The organism is Methanobrevibacter sp. V74 (assembly GCF_963082495.1).
GTDB lineage: Archaea > Methanobacteriota > Methanobacteria > Methanobacteriales > Methanobacteriaceae > Methanocatella.
This window is the reverse complement of sequence record NZ_CAUJAN010000001.1, coordinates 281794-308480: the sequence shown is the minus strand read 5'-3', so window position 1 is coordinate 308480 and position 26687 is coordinate 281794. Positions and strand designations below refer to the sequence as shown.

Sequence of the window (26687 nt, the reverse complement as noted above, 5' to 3'; positions counted from 1 at the left end):
AATATAATAGTATTTTTAGTCAAACTAGTATAAAATAATTAATGTTTCATTCCCAAAAGTTTTCAAAAGAGTTAGGGATTTCATATTCCTCATCAACTTCAGGAGATTTTGTCTCTTCAGAACTTAATTCTCTTTTTAAATCATCACTATTATCATCAACAAATATTAATGCAGTTCTAACAATATTTAACCATTCAATTGCTTTATTTCTAGATTCCGCAGCAATGTAACCTTGTCCAACAATGATATTATCAGGTTTAAACTTGTTTGTAGCAATTACAATCCTTTTCTCATCAACCAAATCTTGATGAAAATTATCCTGCCACAATTCATTTAAATTAAAAATTTCTAAAATTTCTCTTGAATAAATATCCTCATAACGTGATTTGAATACGGAATAATCTGCTTTAATCTCATCAAAATCTTCACGCAAATCACTATTTTCACGAGTTATTACTTCTTGTTCTTTTAAAAGTTGATTATAATCATCTAAAAGATTATTATAGTTATGGGTTACTTTCATCAGTTTATTTTCCAAAGTATGGATGTTAATTAAATTTAAAGAATAGGATAATGTTGATTTTATTATTGAATTTAAAATCTCTTTTTCAGCCAAATTAAAATCAATAGATTCGTCTTCAACAATAATATTATTATAATCAAACAATCCAATATTGTTAAAATCAGTTTTTAATTCATTAAATAGGATATTATATGTTTCATCATGACCATAACCGCCAATGAGTAAAATATCAGCACCACTAGCTACTTTTTTAACAATGTTCAATTCCACTGTTGGTATAATTGATGAAACAATAATATTGTAATCATTTGCAAGTTGAATATTGTTAACGGCTTTTGATACAAGCTGTGCAACATCCAAACCACTTACAATTATACGAACATCAATTTTAGATTCATGAGTTTCGCTTTCCATATACTATTACCTAAATTCCATTAATTTTTTGATGCCATTTCCAAGAGGACTCTACAATTTTTTCTAAATCATATTTTGGAGTCCAACCAAGATTATTTTGAATTTTAGAAGAATCCGCTACTAATCTGTCAGGGTCTCCTTCACGACGTTGTCCAACTTTAACTTCAAAGTCTTTTTTAGTGACTTTTTTACACATTTCAATTACTTCACGAACAGAAAATCCCTGACCATTCCCTAAATTAAACACATCGGATTTTCCATTATTGCATAAATATTCATATGCCTTAATATGTGCATCTGCAAGGTCATCTACATGAATGTAATCACGAATACAAGTTCCATCAGGAGTGTCATAATCCTCCCCGTAAATGTATATGCAATCACGTTTTCCAATAGCCGCATCTAATATTAACGGTATTAAATGGGTTTCAGGATCATGCAATTCCCCAATCTCACCATCAAAGTCACATCCAGATGCATTAAAGTATCTTAATGCAACATAATTGAAATCGCCTTTTTGAGCTTCTCTTTCAAGAGCTTTTTCAACTAACCATTTAGACTGCCCATAAGGATTTATAGGTTTTAAATCTGAATCTTCAGTAATTGGAATCTTTTCCGGAGTTCCATAAACAGCTGCAGTTGATGAAAAAATAAATTTATTTACATTATACTCCCGCATTACCCTAAGGAGATTAAGAGTATTTTTATAATTATTTTTAAGATATTTTTGAGGCATTTCAACAGATTCAGCTACTGATATAAACCCTGCAAAATGGATAACTCCCTCTATGTCATATTTTTCAAAAATTTCACTTAAATCACTACTTCCAATGTCACAGTTTTCTAAGTTTCCCCATTTTACGAAATTTTCATAACCATTTGAGAGATTATCTAAAACAACAGTCCCATAACCTGCATTGTGCAATGCTTTATTTGTATGAGAACCAATATAACCTGCACCACCAGTAACTAAAATCATTTAAACACCTAAATAAATTTACCCAATTTAAGTAATGCTTTTGGAGAGATTTTAATTAATTTTTGAACAATTTCAGTAGTTGAAATTTTCTCAAAGCTTTCACCTTGGAATGCATGAGCAATACTATTTAGTTCACTATCAGATAAAGTGAGTAAGTATTCTTGTACTTTTTTATATCTTTTAATATCATGATCAAGAGCTTCATGAGCCATTTTATCATATTGTTTTAAGAATTTTTTAGAACAATCTTCTTTAATAGCTTGAGCTGCCACTTGACCTGCACACATTCCTCCAGTCATGCCAGAGATAATTCCTCCACCAGTTAATGGATTTACTTGTCCTGCCGCATCCCCACATACTAAAATATTATCATCGTATAATTTTTTAGTCATTCCACCGACAGGGTCTCCGCCAACATTTAATTCAACAGCCTGAGCATTTTTTAAGTAAGGACATGTAGCTACAAAATCATCTAAATATTCTTTAGCTGTTTTTTCAGCTTTATGAGGCAATACTGCTAAACCAACATTAGCAATGTCATCTCCTTTAGGAAAAATCCAGACGTATCCACCAGGAGCACATGAACCTAAGTAAAATTCAATAATTCCCGGCCTTTCAAACTCAACATTACACATTTCATATTGAACCCCAGATTCCATTTCTTTAGCTTTTGCTGCTGGTCTAAGACCTGCCCATCTTGCAATATGTCCTTCAGGACCATCAGCTGCAATTAAAATTTTACATTTATAGTCTATTTTCTCGCCCATTGATTCAGTTTCAACAATGTATCCATCATTGATTTTTTCAACACCAGTTACTAAAGTTTTAATTTTAATTTCAGCACCTGCTCTAGCTGCATCCATTGCCATGTGTTTATCAAATACTTTTCTTTCAAGAATATATCCAGCTTCAGGTAATTTTACTTCATCACTAGTTAACCACACATCAGTTCCATCAGGAGTTTGTATTCTTACACCTTCGATTTCTTGAGTAACCCACCTTGGAGAAGGTTCGATACCTAATTTTTCAAGCCCTTCAATTGAAACTCCTTCAGCACATCTCTTTGGAGATCCAATTTCGGATTTTTTATCCATTAAAATTACTTTTGCTCCGCCTAAAGCAGCGTGTTTTGCTGCGCTTGAACCTGCAGGTCCGGAACCTACTACAATTACATCAGTTTCAATCATACTTAGTCCTCCCTTTCTAAAGCATCAATAGGACATGCTTCAATACAAATTGAGCATTCTTTACAGTTATCTTCGTTAAATACTAGACTATACTCTCTTACTTGAATTAAATTTTTTGGACAAACACCTGCACATTCTCCACAGAATGAACACCAATCTTTAACAATCATAAAAATATCTCCATTCAATATAAATAGTTTATTTTATGAATAATATAGATTCTTATATTATTTAAATATTTAGTTAGAAATAAGCAAAAAAGAGAATATAAATAAAAAAAATAATTTTAAAGTGTTATTTTACTAACAATACCGGAACATCAGAAGTTCTCAAAAGTCTTTCTGAGACTGAACCAATTTGAGTATCTGAAACACAGTTTTTATCAAATGAAACAAACCTGTTATTATTTGCCCCATGGGCATGGATAACCACTAAATCTGCTCTTGTTTGGTCAATGACAAATTTCATGTCCCTTAAAGGATCTGCTGTAAGTAAATGTTCAACCACATCAACACCTGCTTTTGAAGCTTTATCAGTGATTTTTCCTAAAAGTTCATCACCAGAATCCTCTTCTGAATCGTAACTATTTAATGAAAATTCTTCAAGAACATGTACAGCGGCTATTTTTGAGTTAAATTTCCGAGCTATTTCAATAGCTACATCAGCCGCTTTAGATCCATATTCAGAACCATCAACCGGAACTGCAATAATATCAAACATTAATTAATCTCCTTTTAAATAATCTGCATGACAGAAATCAATGAAATTATCCACTATTTCATCAATATTTCCACTATCCTCTATGATTTTACCTTCATCCATAAATATTGCTCTGTCGGATAATTCTTTAATAAAATCAGTATTATGTGAAATCATGACTATTGTAATACCATATTCTTTTGAAATTGATTTTAAAGCATTAGTTACATCTCTTAAAGTAATCGGATCTAAATCTCCAAATGGTTCATCTAAAAGTAAGAATTTAGGTCTTGAAACTAATATTAAAGCAAGCATTACACGTACTTTTTGACCACCAGACAGTTCATAGGATTTTCTAAATAAAATATCCATATCTAAGTCAAGACTTTCAAAGATATCCGCAACAGCTTCTTTTGTAGCAGTTTCAGGGAATCTTGGGAACAGATCATTTAAAATTTCACCATCAAGATTAATTTGTCTTAAACGTTCCTTAGCTTCAGTTTCAGGCAAATCAGTTAATAAATAAAATGAATCTAACAACTCTTCACTTAATCCTAATTTTTTAGCTCTCACTTTTGCTTCTTTAACAATATCCTGATTTTTATATCCGAGACGTGTAGCTAATTGATCGAGAACCGTTGCATAATGACTTAAAGCAAATTCTTGATGCATGAAACCTAATTTAGAACGTATTTTCATACGATTCAATCCCGGAATGTCAATATCAGCCCAGCCATCTTCTACTTTATATAATACTTCTCCTTCATCAGGATCATCTAATCCTCCAAGCATTCTTAAAAGTACAGTTTTACCAGACCCACTTGGACCAATAATACTTAAGATATTCCCATTTCGTACCTTAAAGTTAATATCTTCAATTTGAAGAACTTCACCACCAGTTAATAGGTAGAATCTTTTATAAATATCCTTTACATCAATAACGTCTTCATCAGTTGAAATATTTTGAATATCCACAATATCATCCATATCTCTCATGAACGTATCACAGATTTCATCTGTTGAACCTTCATCAGCAATTTCACCGTCTTCAAGTAAAATTACCCTATCAGCTAAGTATTTTTGAACATCAGGCAAATGAGAAACAATAATAACTGTAATATTTAATTCCTTGTTGATTTTTTTAACCGCATCTAAAATTTCTTGTTTTGTTCTGGGGCATGCCATAGTTGCAGGTTCATCAAGAAGTAAAGCTTTAGGTTGTTTTGCAAGCTGTCTTGCCATGATAAGCCTTTGTTTTTCACCACCACTTAAAACAGATGCATAATGATCAGCTTTATGAGTAAGTGAAACCAATTCCAATAGTTCATCAGCTTCATGGCCAAATTCACTTTCTGCTATTTCAAAATTAGTATCTCCTTCATCAAAGTATTTACGTGCATATAATTTTCTTAAAACATTTTCACGTACTGTATCCGGCCATAACCCAAAAGATCTTTGAAGATGAATTGCAGTTTCTTTTTTAAGATTATTATAATAAAATTGAGAAGATGTGGAAGTTACTTTCACTTTACCAACTTCAATACTACCATCATCAATATGTTCAACACCTCTTAATGCTCTTAAAAGTGTTGTTTTACCAGACCCACTTTTTCCCATGATTCCAAGAATTTCACCTTCTTTAACTTCAAAACTAACATCTTTAAGAGCAGGAACTTTAGTTCCATCAGCTAATTCATATTCTTTACTTACATTTTCAACTTTTATCATTATTAATGCCCCTTTATACTTTATTAAGGTATATTTTTGAAACTATTTATATGTTAATAATTAAAATTAAAATAAGTGATGAAAATGGCTAGCGACACTAAAATTCAAGAATACATGAACAGTTTAGAAGAAGAAAAAATCATGATTGAAACACATTTTGCTAATATTGAAAGGATTTTAAGAGACAACTCTAAATTAGACCAGCAAAAAGCATTTGGACTACTAAATAACTTTAACACACTAAGTATCCAATATGACCAATTATGTAACGACCTAATTACCTTTATCAAAATATTTCAAGATAAAGATTCACAGGAAATCAGGATTTACAAAACCGATGAATTAGTCGAACTTCTAGAAGATAGGATTAAGGAATTTTAATAATTGTAGTTAATTACAATTCTTCCATTAGATTGAGTAGTTGAATTTTCAGCTACCACCTCACCATTTCTCAATAATTGAACTTTAAGTTCTCCTTCACCATAATCCTGTTTTTGAACATCAAGAGAAACTCTTTCCCATGCAGCACAATCAAGTGTAAAACGTTTATTACCATAACCTGATTCTTTTACAAGATAATTTGGATCACCCATTTCAGCATACCAACTGCCTCCATATTGGATTACTGTTTTATAAGGATAAGAAGAAGTCTGGTGATTACTTCCATCATCAGAAACAATATTTAATGAATCTTGATTTGACGGTTGAGTACTATTATAAACAAAAGAGAATAATAAAAATGCTATAACAATAATCCCCAACACTATTACGATTTTTTTACCTATACTCATATTCCAACTACTTTCTCTTTTTGTATTTTTTATTTTATTACCATCAGAGTCGGAAAGTAAATAAGTACAGTTATCACAATATACGGCTGTGGATGAATTCTCATATCCACACCGCGGACATTTTACCATATACCATAACCTTTTTTATATCAATTATAAAAACATTATAAAAATACTTATATTTAAAGTTAATGCAAAACTAGTATTTTTTCATAAAAAATACATATAAGTTAGTGATAATAATTATAGACATTTTCAGCCGTTTTTTGATTAATGCCCTCTGTTTTAGATAATTGCTCCAATGAAGCATTTTTAATGTTTTCAATACTTTCAAATTCTTTTAAAAGAGCAATCTTTCTTTTTTTACCCACACCAACTATATCATCAAGTGAAGAGGATGAAATATTCTTGCTGCGAAGCTTTCTGTGATAGGTTATTGCAAATCTATGAGATTCATCACGCACTTGCTGAAGCAAGTATAATGCTTTATTGTTTTTTGGAATAATAACTGGGCGACTGGAATTTGGAGTGAATACTTCTTCAAACTCTTTAGCAAGACCTATAATTGGAATATGTGTGAGATTTAATTTTTCTAAAACTCCATATGCCATACCTAGTTGTCCTTTACCCCCATCAATGACTATTAAATCTGGTTCGGGGTCACGATCAACCATTTTTAATCTACGAGTCAATAATTCCTCCATCATTGCAAAATCGTTGGGACCGGGAGTTTTCATCTTAAAATGTTTATACATTTTTTTATTAGGTTTGCCATCTTTAAAAGATACCTTTGAACCAACAGCAAACTTGCCTGAAATATTACTAATATCATATCCTTCAATTACACGAGGCGATTTATCAAGCTTAAGGTATTTTTTAAGCTCAATTAATGATGATTCCATCTTTTTCTTTTGATGTTTGATGATTTCAGCATTTTTCTTAGCCATTTTAACAAGCCTTAATTTAACACCTTTTTGAGGAACTTTTATTTTAACTTTATTTCCTCTTAAATCACTTAACCAATCTTGAAGCAAATCCTTATCCTCAATATCTTCATCTAAAAGAATTTGCTTTGGAATATGACGATTATAACCATAATATTGTTGGATAAAAGCAGAGATAATTTCAGATGATGAATCATATTCCGATGCACTCATTAAAAAGTCATCACGTCCAACAATCTTACCATTTCTAATCGGCATTATAATAACTACCACCTCATTTTCGCCAGGTGCAATAGCTACTACATCTTGGTCTAAATCATCATCAACCAAATCAACAAATTGTTTTTCCATAATCTCTTCAATTGATGCAATTTGGTCTCTTATAACAGCTGCTTTTTCAAATTCCTCATTTTCAGAAGCTTGTATCATTTCTTTTTTTAAATTTTTAACAATTGTTGAGTATTTTCCTTGGAAAAATAAATCGATTTTGTGAATAATTTCAGAATATTCCTCTTTAGAGATTTTACCATCACATGGTGCGTAACATAAATCAATTTGATAATTTAAACAAGGCCCATCCATATTGCGGCAAGTTCTTATTTTAAATAATGATTTTAAAAATTTAACAGTTTGTTTTACAGAACCAACATCCGTAAAAGGACCATAATAGATTCCATTTTTAGTTATGTTTCGTGTAATAACTAAACGAGGAAACTCCTCTTCAGTTATTTTAACATAAGGGTAGCGTTTATCATCTTTAAGCTGAACATTGTATCTTGGTCTGTGTTTTTTGATTAGAGTAGCTTCTAAAATCAAAGCTTCTTTTTCAGAATTAGTTACAATATATTCTAAACTATCAAAATGACTCATTAAAATTTGAGTTTTAGGCCTGTCAAGTTTTTCCCTAAAATAAGATTTAACCCTTTTAATGAGGTTTTTTGCTTTGCCGATGTAAATAATGGTGTCTGTTGAATCACGCATTATGTAGACACCAGGTTTATTCGGTAAATTATCAGGGGATTTAACTTTGGTGGACATTTAAATCACCTAATTAAGTTCAACAATATCATCAGTGATTTTAACAGTGTTATTTGCTATCATTAAATCCAAAACACTATTAATTCTTGAAGCTGTCTTTTTAGATGTTGATTTAAATCCAAAATTACGTGAGGTCTTTTTTGCAATTTGACCAGTAGTGATATTTTTATTATAAGTCAATACAAGCTCAATACTTTTAGCTATTTCCTCATCAGAGATTAATTCAATGTTTGGTTTATCCCTTTTTCTAATAACTACATTATTATTTGAAGCATCATATAAAAAGTCCCCAATTTTGATAATGCTTCCAGTGCTTTCTGCATTATCAATGGCAGCATTAACAGTTTTTTTCAATTTAGATCCGGCCCGTTTAATATGGCAACTATCTTTAATTCTTTTTGTTACTTCATTAACATGAATTGGACCTTCAATATCAACAATTAATTTAACACTATCAGCCACAGTATCAATAGACTTTTTATATAAATCATCTGATGAACTAAGACCAATGTCTCCAGATTGAACATAATTAAAAATATTGGATTCGAGTTTCTTTTTACCCGGCAATTTATGATTATCAAAAGCTTTTAATTGATTATCCTGTCTGTGTCTTTCTTTTTCAATTTGTTTGTAATCTTCATTAGCTGATAGAATAATGTCCTCCAAATCTTGGTCTTTCAAATCTTCTCTTCTATGTTGTTCATGAACCGGAACAATAACATCTTCATCGCTTTCGATTTCTTTTTTAAGAGCTTCCATTTTCATTTCTTTTTCAATTCTTTGCTCTTCTTTTTCAGCGAAAGTTAATCCTTCTTCCTTTTCAATTATTAAATCAGAATCATCCTCAGGCATATTTAAATAGTCAGCAGGATCATATTCTTCAGTTCTGTCAACTACAGAAACATAATCAATTTGCGTTGGGTTTTCAATTTCCTTTAAAGATTTATTAATATATGCCATGTCTTTTTTAATTCCTTTTATAGACTCTTTTACGGTTCTAGGCTTTTCATCTTCATAGTAGAAATTGTTTTTTCTAAGTTTACTTGTAACATCATTTGAACCTTGATAATAAGTAACTCCATCACCTGTAGCTTCGTTTATATCAGTTTCTTCAACTACCTCCGAAGTTTCAGCATCTTGAATTTCCACATCATTATTATCGATTTTTGGAGTTTCACTTTCTGATTCGTTAATGTCATATTCTTCATTGGAATCATCATCTTCCAAATCAAATACTTTTTTATCACCATCGATTTCAATATTATCAAAAGTTTCATCAATGTACTCTTTTTTAGCATCTTCAACAATGTTTAAAATATCATCGGAATCATCATTATCCCAATCAGGCAAATTATCATTGAATATGTTCAATTCATCTTCTGAATCATCTCCCAAAGCATAGGAATCATCATCATTAACAATTTCAGCTTCTACAACAAAATCCTCCTTAGGAGATGGTTTGTGCAATTCTGTGACATCATCAATGAATTCTCCTTTAACCGTTTTAACTTCCTGAGGTTTTAATTTAGTTTCTCCGACTACAACATCAGATATAATTGATTTTACGAAATTTGAATGTTTAGATTTGCTATTTACTGGTTGTTTATCCATTATCTGTGAGTTATCATCTGATGCTAAATTCTTTTCTTCATTAGACACATCATTAGAACTTACATCATCACCACCATGATCAACAACAATATAATCATCATCAGAACCTAAATCAACCCTTTCATCAATATCAGATTCCACATCACTACCACCATGATCAACAACAATATAATCATCATCAGAACCTAAATCAACCTTTTCTTCAGGTTTAATATTAAAACTCAAATCTTCATCATCACTATGATCAACAATAATATAATCATCATCAGAACCCAAATCCACTTTATCATCAATTACATGTTCTTTTTCAGGAGTAACATCAGGAACAATATGAAGATTTTTATCTTTTTTAGAGGAAGACTTTTTATTAGCATTAGTTTTTAAACCTTTTTTAGGTTTTTCTTCAACAATAGGTTCTTTAATATCTTTGTCTATTTTACTGCTAAATTTCACATTCGGAACTTCTTTAGTTGTTGTCTTTTCAACTACCTCCTCATTATGGTCAACAGGAATATAATCATCATCAGAACCTAAATCCACTTTATTATCAACTATAGACTCCTCTCTAGAATTAACATCAATATCGGGAGTTTCATCCAAATTAGGTTTTAAATCATCATCCAAATTAGAATTATCACCTAAATCTTTATGGAATTTAAGAGAATCAAAGAATGATACTTTTTTATCCTCTTCTTCGGCAGAATTAGGATTAATAAATGATTTTATTTTATTGCCTAAAGATTGAGATCCAACATCTTCATCAGCATTATCTTCTGCAGATATCTCCTCATTAAATTCACCTATTTTAGCATTATCACTTGATTTTGGAGTGTCTTCATCACCACCAGAAGCTTCAACTTCACTACTGTCCACTAAATCATCACGTTTGTGAACTTCTTCCTCACTGCTAGAATTTTCAACTTCACTACTGTCTGATAACTCATCACTACCTTGAATTTCTTCATCATCACTAGGAGATTCAACACTGACAAATTCCGAGTCATCTTCTCCAAATTCACTTTTAGGCATTTCAACACTGACAAATTCAGATTCCCCTTTAACTTCTGATTCGTCATTATTAATTGAGGGATTAACTTCATCCTCATTGCCGAATAAATCTGAGGGATTAAGTTTACTTACATCAATAGGCTTTTCTAAAATATCTCCATCATCTACTTTTTCAACTTCAACAAAGTCAGCAGGTCCAATATCTTCAATGTTGATTTCATTAGCTTCCTCTTCTTCTTTCGCTTTTCTTTCAGCTTCTTCTTTTTCATGAGCAATACGTAATTCTTCAGCTTTCTTTTCAGCTTCCAATCTTCTTTTTTCAGCTAATCTTTTCTCTTCTTCAGACCTACATCTTTCTTCTTCACGAGACGCTTTGATAGATTTTTCAACGTTTTCTAATAATTTTTTACGACCTAAGTCTCTGTTTCTATACCAATCAGTAGACCATAAGTGATATAGTTTCCAACCTAAACCAGTTAATACTTGTTCACGAAGCCTGTCCCTGTCCCGAGCTACTTTACTTGATGAATACATTTTTCCATCAGTTGTAATTCCCAAAATATATTTTCCAGGATTTTCATCATCAACAATAGCTAAATCCACTCTAAAACCCGCACAACCAATATTTTTGTCAACAGTATAACCATTTTCTTGTAAAAAGCTTGCTATTGCATCTTCAAAAGGTTCTTTAGTTGATTCACTAACCTTTTGAGTTCCAAGTGTTAAGTTTTCTGCATATTCCAAGAATTCTTTTAATGATTTGACACCATATGGTGGGTTAGCTGTTAGATTCATATCATGAGCTTTAAAGTTTGAGAATACTACGCATTTCTCTCTTGCACGTGTGATTAATACATTTAATCTTCTTTCTCCACCATCTTGGTTTAGTGGACCAAAATTAAGAGACATTTTACGGTCTTGGTCATAACCATAACCTACACTAATCAAAATAACATCCCTTTCATCTCCCTGAATTGTTTCAAGGTTTTTGACAAAGAAACGTTCTTCCTTGTTATCTGAGAACAATGGTTCATATTCCGGGTGTTCTTTACGTTTTACCTCTAATTCCTCTAAGATTGCATTTTTCTGAGCAACAGAAAATGTTCCAACACCTAAACTTTTACTATCACCATACTTTTCAAAGTGATTGAATATTTCATCAACAACATCTTTTGCCTCTATAGGATTTTTAGATGATGTTCCTCTTAAATATACAGTATTTGGATTATATCTAAATTTTAAACCAAGTTCAGGATCTGAATGTGAAGGTGAAGGATAAACTAACAAGTCATCATCATAAAATTCACGATTTGATACGGAAATTAAGGATTCATGGCGTGAACGATAGTGCCATTTAAGCATTTTAACTGGGAATGATAATTTACATAAATGTAAAATACTTTCCATGTCAAGAGAGGTTGCCTCTTCTTCATCGCTTTCAGCATCAGACATTTGGTCGAAAAATGATGTTGGAGGCAATTGTTGAGTATCCCCCATAACTACAGCAGTTTTTCCTCTCATAAATGCACCTAATGCATCTTCTGGTTTAACTTGACTTGCTTCGTCAAAAATAACAACATCAAATTGCAATTCCTCATTTGTCGGATCTAAGTATTGGGCAATAGACAATGGACTCATCATAAAACAAGGTTTAATTTGTTTTATCATTCCACCAGTTTTTTCCAAGAGTTTTCTAACTGGCATGTGCCCACTTTTTCTTGTAAACTCTCCAGCTAATATTTTTGCTTGTGGATTTTCTGTTCCTCCAAATATCTTTGGAATATTGCTGTTTAATTTATGGTAAATTCTTTTACGGTTTAGTGTTAAAATCTTTTTATCTAAATCCTTAAATTCACGAATACGATTTTCATGTAATTCACCAACAAATGTTGCAAGTTCATGATTTTCAAGGAATAATATATTTAAAAGTGAATCTGCGAAGTTTCCTTCAACTAATGCTTCAATATCCTCTTTTTTAATGTTTCTCTTTTCAATTGAATCCACAAACATTTTAGCATTAGAGCTTTTAAGTGCATTTTTAGTATTCAAGTATTGGGACCATAAATGAAGACTTGATAGTTGTCCTCTCCAATTATACAACTGTTCTTGCCATGCTTCAAATTGTACATCCCCGGTTTCCCGTTTAAAGATTAATTTACTTCTTGGATTTAATTTATCTTTAAGTCTTGATAAGACTCTTACGAATTCTTCACCAGAATCAATATACTCAGATAAATCTCTTTCAGGATTAATATCAAATAAATCTTTACTCATTAAGTCAATGGTATTCTGTGAAAATGTTCCTTCCCTAACTAATGCAGTAAATTCATTCATCCAACTAGCAATAGCTTTTAAATCATTAGGATTTGCATTTAGATGCCAATATCCTCCATAATATTTTTGACCTAAAGGACTATTGATTTCTAAAGTTTTTCTCATGTGAATTACGGCTTTTACTTGTTGCAGATCATTTATGATTTCACTGATACTGTCTGGAACTTGAATGGCATAATATCTATCAACAATTTCAATATGTTGTTTACTGCTAAATAAACGGAATTTCTTAGTGGATAAATGCTGTAACTCATATATTAACCTATCAATATCTGCCTGTAGGATACTTTGATTAAATTTATTTAATGCCGGTGCGGATCTTTGGTATTTTTCAAGCTCCTGAATCAATCTAAATGCATCATCAGTATTATTATTCCATGCCCCTGATTTAATTATATTTCCGTCAATCGATTCTGCATTTTGAGATTTGATTATTTCAAAGGCAGATAGAGAATTTTGAAACTCATTTAAAGTATTTGGTTTTTTAATTCCATAAATATCATAAACCCTTCCACGTTCCACCAAGAAAGTATCCAGCGCATGAAGAGTATCATTAATAAGCATTTCTATTTCTCTTAAATCAGCTGGAAGCAAACTTTTAGGAGCGCATTTGCTCCATGGATTCTCCTTAGAAATTGTTTGATATAATTCAGATAGATTTTCCAAAGCTATTTTCATATCATCCAAATCTTTTAAAGTAACACTTTCAGGATTTTCAAATCTGACTAATGGCATTAAAGCATCTTTTCTAGCAAAATGGTCATCAGCTGATTCTTTCATCCCATATAATTGGAATGGAGTTAAATTAACTGCAAATGCAGGTTTATGAATAATTTGAGAATAATCATCAAGTTGACGACGTAAAGTTTCTAATTTGCGAATGGTATTATCGATATTTAAAGGCTCTTGAGCACGTACATTTGTAGCCTTTTGCAAGTCTTTAAGGAATTTTTTACGTCTTGTTTTATGTGAATGTAATTCTAAAACGAATTTACCTAAACCAACTGCAGTCAATCTGTCTTTTACAACATCCAATGCTGCCATTTTTTCTGAAACAAATAAAACTGATTTGCCTTCTGCCAATAATTCAGCTATTAAATTTACGATTGTTTGTGATTTACCAGTTCCCGGAGGTCCTTCTACAACTAAATTTCTACCTGCTTTAACATCCTGGATAGCTGCAATTTGAGATGAATCAGCATCAAGAACCTGATACATGTTTTGATATTCTAATTGAGTATCAATATCTTCTTCTCTAAAAGCTTCTTGATTATTTTTAGCAGGATTAAAAATAGCTTGTATTAATTCGTTTTTAGTTAAATCAACATTATCTTCCCATGCTTCCGGGTTTAAATCATTATACATTACAAATTTTGTAAAACTAAAGAAACCTAAAGCTACATTACTGTTAACTTTCCATCCATCCATCCTAGATACTGCACGGCGTACGCTAGCGATGTAATGATCAATGACTTCACCATATTTTTTAAATTCAAAATCTGGAAGTTCAATGCCCGCTTCCAATAATTTAGCTTTAAGTGAAATATTTGTCTGAATATCCTCTCCAGTCCATTCAAGATTAAATGATTCCCCTACTTTTTTCCTCTCCATTGCAACAGGAATCAATACTAAAGGAGCATTGTTCTTTTGTTTTGGTTTAGATTTATCCTTCCACTCTAAAAAGCCAATGGCCAAGTATAAAATATTATAACCTTGCTCTTGAAGCATTGTTTTTGCTTGGTTATTAATGTAATATAACCTTTTTTGGAGTTCTTTTGGAGTTAAATCAGTGGCTAATTTCTTATCTCCTTCTGAAAACTTTGAAAAATCAAATGGAATATGATCCCAAACTGAGGATTTATCTTCTATTTTATCCTTTTTATTAGCTACAAAGTACATTTTACTGTCTTGTAAAACTAAAGTTTGAAAAAGATTTATTGGTGTTTGATTTACTATAGTAATAGTTTTAGCCCTTGTTTTAAAATTAAGAAGTTGATTTCTTAAAGTTAAATCCAATAACTCTCTACGTAAATTTTTAAATTCCTTTTCGATTATATTATTTGACTTGTTTAACATGATGACCCTTTAAAAAGTGTAAAAAAAATTCAGAATGTATGTATAACTATAATTTATTTGATTAATAAAGTTTTCTAAATGTTGTAAAAAGCTAATAACTAAAATTTATGCCTGAAAATGAAGTAAAATAATGAATGTTCGCTGAAACTAAGTGTTTTTAAATTTTAGCATTGTACTATTTCTATTTTTTGAACTTTAAAAGAATATTGGCTGTTTTTAATTTAAATTCCTACTTAAGTGATTAATTAACATTATGAAAAATTAAATTTCAGAAGCAATATTTAATAATGCCTGATTAAGCCATGATTTTTTAGTTTACATATGAATTTAACTTTAAAAATGGCCAAAATTTCTTAATTTTTCACTAGCAATTAAAGAAGCAAAATCACCTGATTTTACAATAGAATAATTGTTAAGCCTATATGAAACATAAGCGGCCATATAAGTATCGCCGCATCCTGTAGTATCAACTATATCCTCACATTCAACAGCATCTATTTTGATTTCACGGCCGCAAATAATCCTAGACCCATGACTTCCATCAGTTATAACTATTTCATCTACATCATAGCCAACGCCGATTATCTTTGCTTCAGATTCATCCATGAATATTGCATTAACATTTGATAAAATACTGTCCAACTTATCAAAGCTATCTAATTTTAAGGTATAGTTTTCATTTACTTGCACATCTGGAAGTCTTAAAAATCCTTGTATTGATAAGAACACAGGAACATCGAAACTTTTTAAATATTCAATAGTTTCAACTGGAAAATCATACCTGTTAAGTGGATTTATAACAAATCCATCAATTTTTTCAGGTAAAATCCCCTCCAAATCTGAAGGTAAAATTGGAATATTGGCAAAATTACTGGATTGCTCACGTATATCCAAATTATCTTTATTGGGATAATTGTTTATAAAAAAATGAGTATCTTCTTTCTTAATTACTTTGACTTTCTCCAAATCCGGAAAATCATTAACTAAACTTTCATCTGAACAGTTAGTGATAGCTAAGTAATCCTTGTAAAATTCCTCAAAAACAAAACTTTGAAAGTAAGTTGCTCCACCTACTTTGTGAAACTCATCATCTCCAATAATAACTAAATCTTTAGTAACCGGCCCAATAATAACTAGTGTCATGTGAAAATTAAATCCCAAATTTTTTTTTAGATAATTTCAAAAAATCAAGTGAATGGATTTTCACGACACGGATTTATTAAAAATAAATCCAAATATGGTGAAATCACCTAATTTTTGAAAGAAATGTTCTATGAATTAATCAAATTCAATAGTGCTACCAACAATATGACATTTAGATACAATGTTATAAATCTCTTTTCTGATTTTATCTTTGATTTCACTCATCAATGGAAACCCTAATTGTTAAAACAGAACCGATCCGTCTAGTGACCAAACATGAATCACCAATTGCACTTGCACATCCAATTGATTCGAGGGATGATTTAAATTCATCTGCATCAAAATTATCCTGTGTTTTGAAGCAAACTTGATTGATTTATTAAATTACACCCTAAATTAAATAAAAGCATAATGCAATTCCAATTGAAACAAATGAATCTGATATAGCGCCCCACCCAAAACTATAATATATGACATGAGATAAAATTGCAACACATTCAAAGACATCTCTGATAACTCATGAATACAATCGCTTAATGTTGCCACACTGTTAGTTGCAAGACCGCAAATGATGGCAGTGATATTAAAAATAAGATTCATGAAAAATACAAATGCTAAATTTTACCCAGCTTGTAGTGAAAATATGTATCTAATCCCATGAATATATTATTTAAAAAAAGAAATATAAAAATGTTATTTAAATTTGAGGATGATTTTTAAAGAAAATTTAAGTTAATTATATATAATTTAAAAAGTAAAATCATAATAGTGATTTAAAATGGCAATAATTGGAACAACAATATTTTCCCACATACTTCCTGTGATGTTTGGATTTTTCGCATTTATTTTGATAATTTCTGGATCTTTAGAAAACAATAATCCTAAATTAGGTTTAGGAGTTATACTATTTATTATTGCTTGTGTTTTCCCATATTTAGTTTTAAGTGTTCTAGTCTAGGAGTTTGACTTCTCCTGAATGAAGACTAGTTCCAATTAATACTTTTTTTATACCTAATGACTCTAATTCACTTAAAGAATCTTTATTTACTCCACCAGCAATTATTAATTTTTCTTTCAGTTCACTGAATTCATTTAATAATTTTTCATTATATCCTTTTTCAGTACCGACACTACTAATATCTAAAAGAATAATTTCATTAGAATCAAGTCTTATTAAAACATCTTTTAATTCAGACAATGTCATATCCAAATGATTAGCAAGCAATTCATTATTTTTAGTGTCAATACTTACAACAATCCTCTCTTTTGGATATTTTTCAAAGATTTTTTCCATCTCTTCAATGCTTTCAATAGTTTCTGTTGGAACAATGACCTTGTAGGCATAATCAAGGAAAAATTCAAATGCTTCGCAATTTTTAACTCCACCATCAAACATTACTGGAAGTATTGTGTTGACCATTTTAATCTCATTGATATTGTGTCCTTTTGATTCAATCAAATCTAAATCCGCAATATACATTTCATCAGCACCATTGAGTTTTAAACCTTGAGCTATTTCCACAGGACTAGCGGATTTTGCAAAAACAGTATTTAAAAGTTGATAAGTGTCCCTCATTCCGGATTTGCCACTTACAGCTTGATGTTGTTTTAAATCTATTACTGGAATTTTTTTAATCATGATATAAAATTAGAAAAAACTAGTATTAAAAACTTAAGGAGGTTAGATGAACTGAAATATTATTCAGTCCATCCGAAGTATAAAACTTATGATCAATTTTTCGGTAATAACAATATGTGTTATGAACCCCTACTTATTAAGTTAATTTACATAGTATATAAATGTTACTATAATTTAAAAAAATTAAAGTGAACTTGAATAAATCATTTATACTTAATTATGACAATATTAAACATAAATATAAAGAAAAATAATTTTCATTAACAAATTGTATAAAAAATTTTAAAACAATAAAACACGAAAATTTAGAGACCTTAAAAATGGTTAAAATTAATAAAAGTAACTTGATAAAATTTATTTGAAAAATAACATTATAAATTAAAGTTTGAAGTAATTGAAGAGGGAATTTGAAAGATAGTATTTTGTGTTTGTCCAATTTATGCTAAGCTATTATATTACTACTTTCACCTCCTATTTTTTTTAGTAGGCAACAAAAGTCCAATTTATGCTAAGCTATTATATTACTCCAAACTCTATATAATAATTATGAAATAATAATATAAATACTTTTTTAAAAAAAAGTAATACAAATAATAATATAAAATATAATAAAAGTATTACTAAAAATTTTAAAAAAAATAATTAAACTCTGCAATTATCATCAATATAGGAATCAAATCTTATATAAGCTTCATCAATGGCTTGAAAGATTTTTTCTTGAGTAATATCAGATAACTCATCAAAACTAACTCCAACATCAACATCAACATCTAATTGATTGTCTTTATAATCTAGAACAATGTCCAAATCTAAATCTTCGATTTCCTTTGAAGGTAATGCTTTTGAAACTTCATTTTCTAAAATTTCACCAAAGTCATCAGAAATAGTTGCCAAATCATCTTGAGTTAATACTTTAAGTTTTGACATGAAAATCTAAAAAAAATAAAAGGTTTAAGCCTATTGGCCCGTACCTTGCATAGCTGCTTGAATATTACTTTGCATCTCTTCAAGTTTTTTCATAACTCTTTCTTCTTGACGAGCCATAGTTTGTTTTCTTAATTGAAGAGTTTCTAACTTATCTTCCATATCAGCTAAAGCATCTGCATATTCTACTTTAATAAGTAAAGTACCAGCTTGTTTGAATACTTCGGTATTTTCATCAGTTTTTTTAAGTTCTTCTAATGCTTTTTCAGTTTCTTGAACCTGTACTTCAACATTTTGAATTTGCATAGTTATAGCTTGAGCTTGTTGTTGTAATTGTTGAAACTGGTTTAATTGTTCTTGAATATTTTCAGGAATCTCCATTATATCACCTTTAATTATTATATAAAATTAATCTGTTAAAGTATTTATTTCTAATGCTAATTTAATCCACTTAATTGCCGAGTTAACAGAAGCTCTAAATGAAGTAGAATCATCTGCATCAATATTAATCATAATATTAGATCCATCTAACTCAATTGTCATGGATGATCTAAAATCCGGAGCAGTTTCAAATTCTAAAATTATTGCATCATAAATAATTTCAGCTTGATTGCTACTTTCAAATTCAACAGCTATATTACTTTTCACATGTTCCAGAGGACTTTCATCAATCATTTGTGACCTCTAAAATCTTTTTAACATTAATTTGGAATTCACGTTTATCTCCAAACTTATTAATGAAATGAATTCTAGCTACTGAATCATCGCTTTTAGAAACTAAAATATAATTATCTTCTGCTTTGTCTACTAAATCTAAGTCTAAAATTTCACTTAAAACATCAAGTTCTTTAACTTCAGACACTAATTTTAATTTATATGGTGCAATATCTGATTTTTCTTTAGCTAATGTTACACCAATAAGAATCGTAAGTAATAATTCACCTTTATTTGAATAAAAAGAAATTCTACTCGGATTTCCTTTAATCTCATTAACAACAGCTAAGTTATATTCATCTACTTCTATTGTCTTTAACAATAACTCACGCATATTCATTTTACCTCTATTAACTGAAATTGAATCTGTAGCATGTGCTAAGTTTTTACAAAACTTTCTAGTTTTTTGAGAAGGTTTTCTAGAAGTTGATATTAACATTTAAATCAAAAATAGTAAAAAAATTTAGTAAAAGCAAAGGTATTATCTTGCTTTTATAACTCTTGTGGTTTCTGGAACATTTTTAAATAAAATCCTATATCTGCATTTAGGACATTTATTTTCCATGTAGCTTTTATGGTCTACTTCTGCTCCACAACGTGGACACCTATACAAGGCCTATTCCTCCACTTTAATATCTCTAATACTGCGTGCTGCAGATTTTGCCATAGGGGTTTGAGGAACATAAGCTCCACCAGTGAATACTGCACCACATTTTCTGCATTTCCAAATTCCAGCAGCTTGTCTTTTTACATATGGCCTATCACATTTAGGACAAACATGATTTTTTTTCATGTTTTCTTCAATGATTTTAACAGATCTTTTAGCTTTTCTTCCGTATCTTGCACCGAACCTACCTGTAATACCCACTTTTTTAGTTCTTGCCATTTATATTCTCTCCGTAATGAATTATAATTTAAAATAAATTGATTATATAAAATAATCATAAAACTATCTAATATTACAATATTAGATTAACTAATATTTAAATGTTTGCTTAAAAATAGCATATTAAGTAAAAAATTACTTTTTTGATGAGAAAAATAATTACCTATAAATCTTTTTGTCAATTCCAAACTTCCCATCAAAAAAATTCAAAATAATATTCAACTAGTCAAGTGTTGGATAATTAGGACTTTCATTAGTAATTAATAAGTCATGTGGATGAGATTCTTTAATACCACTGCTTGTAATTCTAACAAAGTTTGCTTTTTCCTGCATTGTTTTAATATTTTCAGCACCACAATAACCCATAGATGATTTTAAACCACCTACTAATTGGAATAATATTTCAGAAACAGTTCCTTTATATGGTACAGCTCCTTCAATTCCTTCTGGGACATATTTAGTATGGTTCATTTTACTTTTTTGTCCTTGGAAGTATCTATCTGCCCCACCATCAAATTCACTGGTCATTGCACCCATTGAACCCATTCCACGGTATTTTTTGTATTGTTTACCATTCATAACAACAATGTCTCCCGGAGCTTCGTATGAAGCTGCAAGTAAGTTTCCAAGCATTACAGCATCTGCACCGGCACCAATTGCTTTTGCAACATCACCAGAATATCTAATGCCTCCATCAGCAATAACTGGAATGTTTGATTCAGCTGCTGCATCAGCAACATCTGAAATTGCAGTTAATTGAGGTACACCAACACCTGCAACAATACGGGTGGTGCACATTGAACCGGGACCAATACCTACTTTAAGTGCATCAACACCCATTGATATTAAGTCTTCTGCAGCTTCTGCAGTTGCAATGTTACCTACACATAATTCAGCATCAATATTATCTTTAATAGTTTCCGTAAATTTAACTACATTCATATTATGAGCATGAGCACAATCAATTGAAATAATATCCGCACCAGCTTGGTCAAGTGCCATTGCACGGTCCAAGTCAAATGGACCACAGGCAGCAGCAACTAAAAAATCACCATTATCGTCTCTTGATGCACTAGGATATTGGGATCTGTTTAAAATATCTTTAATAGTAATAATTCCAACTAATTTACCATCACGAAGAACAGGCAATCTTTCAACTTTATTATCATAAGCAATATTCAAAGCCTCTTCGGCAGTAACTCCTTCTTCAACAGTTACAACCTCTGAAGTCATGATATCTTTAACCGTCTTATCAGGTTCTGATTTTAAAACAGGCCTGATATCTCTTTTAGAGATAATGCCTATAATTTCATCACCGTCAACAACCGGCAGGCCACTGATAAGTTCATCTTGCATTTTTGCCTGAACATCAGCAATAGTTGAATCTTGAGTAATAGTTACAACATCACGAATAGTTAAATCTTCAGCACATTTGACTTTTTTAACCTCTTCAACCTGTCTTTCAAGTGTGATGTTTCTGTGAATTACACCTACCCCTCCTTCCTGCGCCATAGCTATTGCAAGATCTGCTTCAGTAACAGTATCCATAGCAGCACTTAAAATTGGAATATTTAACTTGATTCCATTTCCTAATTCAATTTTAGTATCAATATCTTTTGGTTCAACATAGCTTGCATTAGGAGTTAAAAGAAAATCGTCAAAAGTGTAAGACATTCTAGCTTCTTGTACTTTTTTAGAAAATGACATAAATATAACACCTACTTAAAATGAATCAATTAATTCTTTAAGCTCAGCTACGGCAGTATGGTGGATTTTACCAGTATTTCTGTCACCACCAACACAAGCGGCTCCTCTAATACCAACCACATCACAACCAAGATCATATAATGGTTTCAATTGGTCTTTTTTAACAGAACCTGCAAGTGCAGTTAACAAATCGTAACTGTGAGCTTCGTCTACAAACTCTTTGAGTTGATCTAAATCCAAATAATCAAATAAAGAATGACCGTCTTTAACAGCAGTGTCAAGCATTGCAAGGTCGCAACTTGCATCCTTTGCTACTTTTGGTATTTCCATAGGGTCAACTGCACCTACACGGTGAGCATCAGCATAACCTGCTGCTACAATAATAGTATCTTCTCTAACATCTTTTACAGTTTTTACAACGTTTTCCATGACTTCAACTGCTTCATCATGGTCTTTTGTTCCATATAAACCTACTTTAATATAGTCTGCTCCTGAAACGTGTGCGCCCATTGCTGCAAGTGAAACTGTACCTGGCTTGTAAGGCACATCTCCTAGAGTAGCACTAACTAGCTTATCTTCAGGGGTCAATTCTCTTATTTCTTTAATAACCCAAGGGAAATTAGCACCAAGAGATCCTTCTTTAGGATTTTTCACATCAACAATATCTGCTCCACCTTCAATAGATTCAAGAGCTTCTTCACGATTTATAGGACTAATTAATAGAAGCATGTATTTCCTCCAATATTATAATATAATAATATTATTCCTTTATTATTTATAAATACTATTGTTTTATTAGAAATTTTTAATAAAATAGAGTGTTTGGCAAAATTAATAATAAAATAACTAATATGGGGAATTATTTTGGCTAACATTGTCTTTAATTTTACCATGAGCTTTAGGGTAAAATCCGATATCAGTAGACAGTTTTCTCATATTTTCAAGTATTTCATTTGTAGGAATGCTCAATGGACAATTTAAAGTGCATAATCCACATAAAGTGCACATATAAAGTCCTGAGTTAAAACAAGTTTCATCGTCTTCAATAAATTTAGACATCGCAACACCAAGGCCACCTAAGTAATTGTTAAATCCAAATTCGTTTCCAACGGAATTATATACTGGACAGTGAACAATGCAATTTCCACATCCAATGCAATATAAACATTCTTCGATTGCTTCGCTTCTACCATTATCTAAAAGAATAACTACAACTCTTTCAGCACCATACATATTTTTTAGGAGTTTTTTCTCAATATCTGCCGTTTTTGATGGTCCTGAAATTACATTCATATATGAAGTGACATAATTTCCTGTTGCAAACAGTGTTTCCAATTTTACAACAGAAATAGCATCCTCCAATGTCGGCACTATTTTATCAATTCCAACTACAATTATATGCAAATCTTTTAGAGACACAATTGAAATATTACCTTCATTGTGAGCCATTACAATAGAACCTTCTTCGGCAGCAATTGCATTAGCTCCACTTATACCTACTCTTGCATTTTCAAGGCGTTTTAGAACATCACTTCTAACAAATTCCATAATTTCACGAGGATTCTCATGAACCTTGGCATCTAGAGAACCATTGACAATCTTGGCAATTTCACGTACATTTAAATGTGAAGCCGGCCCTGTCGGATGAACTGGTTTATTATCGGTTTTTTTAAGCTGCAGGATCCTGTCCCCAAGGTCAGTTTCAATAACCTCAATATTCAAATGATCTTTAAGATTAATTTCACCTAATGTATTTGATTTTGCCTTAGCAATTACTTTAGCATCATACTCATTAAGTAAAGCATCAATGTAATCTAATGCATCCTTTGAGGTTTTTGCAAATTTCACATCAATATCGTTACGCCTAAATGATTCACAAATCTCATCAAATAACTCATTTTTATGTTCAATTGAATACTTTTTAACTTCCTGAACCAGTTTAATCAGTCTTTTAGAAGAGTGCGAATCCTTAATAGAGTCTGATCTATTTTTAACTGTGTTAAATGATTTTCTCATAGTTTCAAGTTCACTGGATTTCATCTAACCCTCCATATTTTACTAAAAATTCAGTTAAATCAAGTACTTCCATCTCTTCGTTTTCTAAGTTTAGTTTGCAAAACGGACAAGAAGTTATTAAGACATTGCAATCAGTATTTTTAGCTTGAGCAATTCTTGATTTTGCCATTTGTGCTGCAATTTCAGGATATGCTGATTTTACACCACCTCCAGCACCGCAACATAAACTATTTTCACGAATATTTTCCATTTCAACTAAATTGGCTACATTTTCAATGACATCTCTAGGTTCATCAAAAACATTCATATGACGACCCAAATGACATGAATCATGATAAGTAACATCCAAATCGCTTTTTTTAAAATCAAATTTGCCTTCTTTGATTAAGTGAGACAATAATTGTGAAATGTGAATAACATCCAAACCTTCATAGTCTTCTTTTAGTGTTTTATAACAACCTGCACAAGATGTTATGATTTTTTCATCCTTCAGACATTCTGTATTTTTTTCAATTTGTTCCTGTGCTTCTTTTAAAAAACCTGTCCTTAGCAAGACTGACCCACAACAATTTTCATCTTCTAGAATATGATAGCCAACACCTGCGAGATTTAATAATTTCTCTGTTGCTTTTGAAATATCTGTCTGTTTTTCTCTTGCAGTACAACCTCTAAAATAAAGCATTATTCATCCTCTTTATCATCAAGGGATATTTCATTTGAAAGAGCTATCTCTTTTACTATCTTATTTGTATCATCCTGTAATTTGTCAATTTTATTAAATAATCTAAAAATTATGTAAAACAACACTGCAAAGACAACAATGATGATAAAATCCAAACCACGGGTTATGCCAAATAGGTTTGCAAATTTCTCACTAAAATTTGGGAAAATTGAAAATAAAATAACAAACAGCCATAAACTAGTCCACAATATAGTTGTAAGCAAAGATTGTTTTTCCTTTAAATATCTAATTAAAAACCAAACAATAGCAATAACTGAAATTATTGGGAATAATATTGAATATAATAACATTTAATCACCTTAAAATTGATGTCTAATCATTTGAAGCAATATTTTAAATGCTTCTGTAATATTTGTTCCTTTTGCTTGAGTTTCCGGAGTGTAGATTGTTTGAATAGGAACTTCTACAAATGGAATATCATTATCATTAACTTCACGGATGAATTCTGATGAAATAAGATATCCTCTAGCATTAATATTAATTTTTCTTAAAGTTTCAATTGTCAATGCTCGAAAACCCGTTTGTGAGTCACTTACATCTACTTTATAAAATATTTTTGTTAACAAATTCATTATAGCATTGGCAATATTTCTACTTAAAGGCATGTCCTTAAGAGGCCTAACTCCAATTACGGCTTGAGCCCTACCAGTTATTAATGGCTCTAAAACATTTTCTAAATCATCGGCTGAATGTTGACCATCTGAATCCATATTAACAATGAATTTTGGATTATATCTTAAAACTGCATCAAAACCTGTCTGCATTGCCACCCCAACACCACGATTGATAATGTGGGAGTATATGTAAATATTTTTAGGATATTTCCTTTGGGATTCCATAACTACATCTAATGTATTGTCTAGAGAACCATCATTAACAATGATCATTTTATATCCTTTTTTAGCAATTTCTTCAATGACCGGTTGAATTCTCGTTGCCTCATTATATGCTGGAAGAATAACATAAGTTGAATGTTTATCTTCATCGGAAATTTCAAAATTCATCTTACACCTATTTATAATGGACCAGCATCCTCTTTTCCTTCACGTATTCCCATACCTGCTTCTTTCCTCATTGCTTTTCTATGATACATCATTTTAATTAAATTTCGAGCATGTTCACGTGCTCTATTTTCTGCAAGTTTAGCAAGTTCAACTGGGTCTTCTTCTTCATCCTCATGGACAAATACCTCTAATATATGAGTATTTGTCATAAGCTGTGCGTTAATTAAACCTGTCGATGCTTCATGAGCACACATCTTATCTTTCTCCATTGGCCCAGGCATTCCAAGAGCCAATACTACATCACAGTTTTCCTCTTCAATGAGGATTTTAGCAGTGACCGGCAAGTCTTTAACTCCCGGAACGGTTTCACGAATTATTTTTAAATCATAAGCATTCTTTTTTAACTCGTCAATAGCTGCAGAAGCCATGTCAAAACGAGCAAATGTTGTATCACAAATTCCAATCCTCATGTAAATTCACCTTATAAAAAAATTATGTTTCTATTAATATAAATGTTTAATTAAAATAAAAAAGTATTATGAAGTATTACTTGGAGTAATAATTTAGAAAGTATAATTAT

Annotated in this window: 27 protein-coding genes; 3 read left to right on the top strand and 24 right to left on the bottom strand. The window is 30.9% G+C overall.

Features of this window, described 5'->3' with window-relative positions:
* Nucleotides 1-46: 46 nt before the first annotated feature.
* The 6 genes from Q9969_RS01525 to Q9969_RS01500 all read right to left on the bottom strand — a co-directional run bounded on the left by Q9969_RS01525 (nt 47) and on the right by Q9969_RS01500 (nt 5530).
* On the bottom strand, nt 47-937 hold the full coding sequence (locus Q9969_RS01525) for a hypothetical protein (protein WP_305513530.1): 891 nt from the start codon (nt 935-937) through the stop codon (nt 47-49).
* Between the two features lie 10 nt (nt 938-947).
* Complete coding sequence (gene galE, locus Q9969_RS01520; RefSeq protein WP_305513528.1) at nt 948-1916, bottom strand: UDP-glucose 4-epimerase GalE; 969 nt, start codon at nt 1914-1916, stop codon at nt 948-950.
* A gap of 8 nt (nt 1917-1924) precedes the next feature.
* Nucleotides 1925-3103: an NAD(P)/FAD-dependent oxidoreductase gene (locus Q9969_RS01515; RefSeq protein ID WP_305513526.1), complete on the bottom strand. Its 1179-nt coding sequence runs from the start codon at nt 3101-3103 to the stop codon at nt 1925-1927.
* A gap of 2 nt (nt 3104-3105) precedes the next feature.
* Nucleotides 3106-3273: a 4Fe-4S binding protein gene (locus tag Q9969_RS01510; protein ID WP_305513524.1), complete on the bottom strand. Its 168-nt coding sequence runs from the start codon at nt 3271-3273 to the stop codon at nt 3106-3108.
* A gap of 124 nt (nt 3274-3397) precedes the next feature.
* Nucleotides 3398-3823 (bottom strand): universal stress protein, encoded by a 426-nt coding sequence (locus Q9969_RS01505; RefSeq protein WP_305513523.1) that lies wholly within the window; start codon nt 3821-3823, stop codon nt 3398-3400.
* Nucleotides 3824-3826: 3 nt separating this feature from the next.
* Nucleotides 3827-5530, bottom strand: coding sequence for an ATP-binding cassette domain-containing protein (locus Q9969_RS01500; RefSeq protein ID WP_305553663.1), 1704 nt, complete (start codon nt 5528-5530; stop codon nt 3827-3829).
* Nucleotides 5531-5614: 84 nt separating this feature from the next.
* Between Q9969_RS01500 and Q9969_RS01495 the strand changes: the two genes are divergently transcribed.
* A complete protein-coding gene (locus Q9969_RS01495; protein WP_305553660.1) occupies nt 5615-5911 on the top strand; it encodes a hypothetical protein in 297 nt (98 codons plus the stop codon).
* Here Q9969_RS01495 and Q9969_RS01490 read toward each other — a convergent pair.
* From Q9969_RS01490 to Q9969_RS01475, 4 genes are all read right to left on the bottom strand, one after another.
* Nucleotides 5908-6450, bottom strand: coding sequence for a zinc ribbon domain-containing protein (locus Q9969_RS01490; RefSeq protein WP_305553655.1), 543 nt, complete (start codon nt 6448-6450; stop codon nt 5908-5910). The two genes, Q9969_RS01495 and Q9969_RS01490, sit on opposite strands and share 4 nt — an antisense overlap.
* 101 nt (nt 6451-6551) lie before the next feature.
* Nucleotides 6552-8303, bottom strand: a complete 1752-nt coding sequence (gene uvrC, locus Q9969_RS01485; protein ID WP_305553652.1) for an excinuclease ABC subunit UvrC — start codon at nt 8301-8303, stop codon at nt 6552-6554.
* A 9-nt stretch (nt 8304-8312) separates the two neighbouring features.
* Nucleotides 8313-15332, bottom strand: a complete 7020-nt coding sequence (locus Q9969_RS01480; protein ID WP_305553649.1) for a DUF3320 domain-containing protein — start codon at nt 15330-15332, stop codon at nt 8313-8315.
* Between the two features lie 333 nt (nt 15333-15665).
* Nucleotides 15666-16475, bottom strand: a complete 810-nt coding sequence (locus Q9969_RS01475; protein ID WP_305553646.1) for a PfkB family carbohydrate kinase — start codon at nt 16473-16475, stop codon at nt 15666-15668.
* A gap of 227 nt (nt 16476-16702) precedes the next feature.
* On the opposite strand from Q9969_RS01475, the gene Q9969_RS01470 reads away from it, so the two are divergent.
* Both Q9969_RS01470 and Q9969_RS01465 read left to right on the top strand, forming a co-directional pair.
* Nucleotides 16703-16846: a hypothetical protein gene (locus Q9969_RS01470; RefSeq protein WP_305553643.1), complete on the top strand. Its 144-nt coding sequence runs from the start codon at nt 16703-16705 to the stop codon at nt 16844-16846.
* Nucleotides 16847-17253: 407 nt separating this feature from the next.
* Nucleotides 17254-17433, top strand: coding sequence for a hypothetical protein (locus Q9969_RS01465; RefSeq protein ID WP_305553640.1), 180 nt, complete (start codon nt 17254-17256; stop codon nt 17431-17433).
* On the opposite strand, the gene Q9969_RS01460 is transcribed toward Q9969_RS01465, so the two are convergent.
* From Q9969_RS01460 to ribC, 14 genes are all read right to left on the bottom strand, one after another.
* On the bottom strand, nt 17425-18114 hold the full coding sequence (locus Q9969_RS01460; RefSeq protein WP_305513510.1) for a HisA/HisF family protein: 690 nt from the start codon (nt 18112-18114) through the stop codon (nt 17425-17427). The genes Q9969_RS01465 and Q9969_RS01460 overlap by 9 nt on opposite strands.
* A gap of 642 nt (nt 18115-18756) precedes the next feature.
* A complete protein-coding gene (locus Q9969_RS01455; RefSeq protein WP_305553637.1) occupies nt 18757-19041 on the bottom strand; it encodes a DUF3194 domain-containing protein in 285 nt (94 codons plus the stop codon).
* Between the two features lie 30 nt (nt 19042-19071).
* Nucleotides 19072-19419: a prefoldin subunit beta gene (locus tag Q9969_RS01450; RefSeq protein WP_305553634.1), complete on the bottom strand. Its 348-nt coding sequence runs from the start codon at nt 19417-19419 to the stop codon at nt 19072-19074.
* Between the two features lie 27 nt (nt 19420-19446).
* Nucleotides 19447-19713, bottom strand: a complete 267-nt coding sequence (locus Q9969_RS01445) for a KEOPS complex subunit Pcc1 (protein ID WP_305513505.1) — start codon at nt 19711-19713, stop codon at nt 19447-19449.
* Nucleotides 19706-20191 (bottom strand): ribonucleotide-diphosphate reductase subunit beta, encoded by a 486-nt coding sequence (locus Q9969_RS01440; protein WP_305553631.1) that lies wholly within the window; start codon nt 20189-20191, stop codon nt 19706-19708. The genes Q9969_RS01445 and Q9969_RS01440 overlap by 8 nt, the downstream gene beginning before the upstream one ends.
* Before the next feature lie 42 nt (nt 20192-20233).
* Nucleotides 20234-20365, bottom strand: coding sequence for a DNA-directed RNA polymerase subunit P (locus Q9969_RS01435; RefSeq protein ID WP_292608962.1), 132 nt, complete (start codon nt 20363-20365; stop codon nt 20234-20236).
* Between the two features lie 3 nt (nt 20366-20368).
* Entirely contained in the window at nt 20369-20638 is a 270-nt protein-coding gene (rpl37A, locus tag Q9969_RS01430) for a 50S ribosomal protein L37Ae (protein ID WP_292874571.1), read from the bottom strand.
* 222 nt (nt 20639-20860) lie between these two features.
* Complete coding sequence (gene guaB / locus Q9969_RS01425) at nt 20861-22345, bottom strand: IMP dehydrogenase (RefSeq protein WP_305553628.1); 1485 nt, start codon at nt 22343-22345, stop codon at nt 20861-20863.
* A 15-nt stretch (nt 22346-22360) separates the two neighbouring features.
* On the bottom strand, nt 22361-23074 hold the full coding sequence (locus Q9969_RS01420; protein WP_305553625.1) for a (5-formylfuran-3-yl)methyl phosphate synthase: 714 nt from the start codon (nt 23072-23074) through the stop codon (nt 22361-22363).
* 117 nt (nt 23075-23191) lie between these two features.
* Complete coding sequence (locus Q9969_RS01415) at nt 23192-24385, bottom strand: LUD domain-containing protein (RefSeq protein ID WP_305553622.1); 1194 nt, start codon at nt 24383-24385, stop codon at nt 23192-23194.
* Nucleotides 24372-25043, bottom strand: a complete 672-nt coding sequence (locus Q9969_RS01410) for a heterodisulfide reductase-related iron-sulfur binding cluster (RefSeq protein WP_305553619.1) — start codon at nt 25041-25043, stop codon at nt 24372-24374. Before Q9969_RS01410 ends, Q9969_RS01415 begins: the two co-directional genes overlap by 14 nt.
* Entirely contained in the window at nt 25043-25393 is a 351-nt protein-coding gene (locus tag Q9969_RS01405; RefSeq protein ID WP_305553616.1) for a DUF2304 family protein, read from the bottom strand. Before Q9969_RS01405 ends, Q9969_RS01410 begins: the two co-directional genes overlap by 1 nt.
* A 9-nt stretch (nt 25394-25402) precedes the next feature.
* Entirely contained in the window at nt 25403-26107 is a 705-nt protein-coding gene (locus Q9969_RS01400) for a glycosyltransferase family 2 protein (RefSeq protein ID WP_305553613.1), read from the bottom strand.
* Nucleotides 26108-26118: 11 nt separating this feature from the next.
* Nucleotides 26119-26577, bottom strand: coding sequence for a riboflavin synthase (ribC, locus tag Q9969_RS01395; protein ID WP_305553610.1), 459 nt, complete (start codon nt 26575-26577; stop codon nt 26119-26121).
* Between the last annotated feature and the right edge of the window lie 110 nt (nt 26578-26687).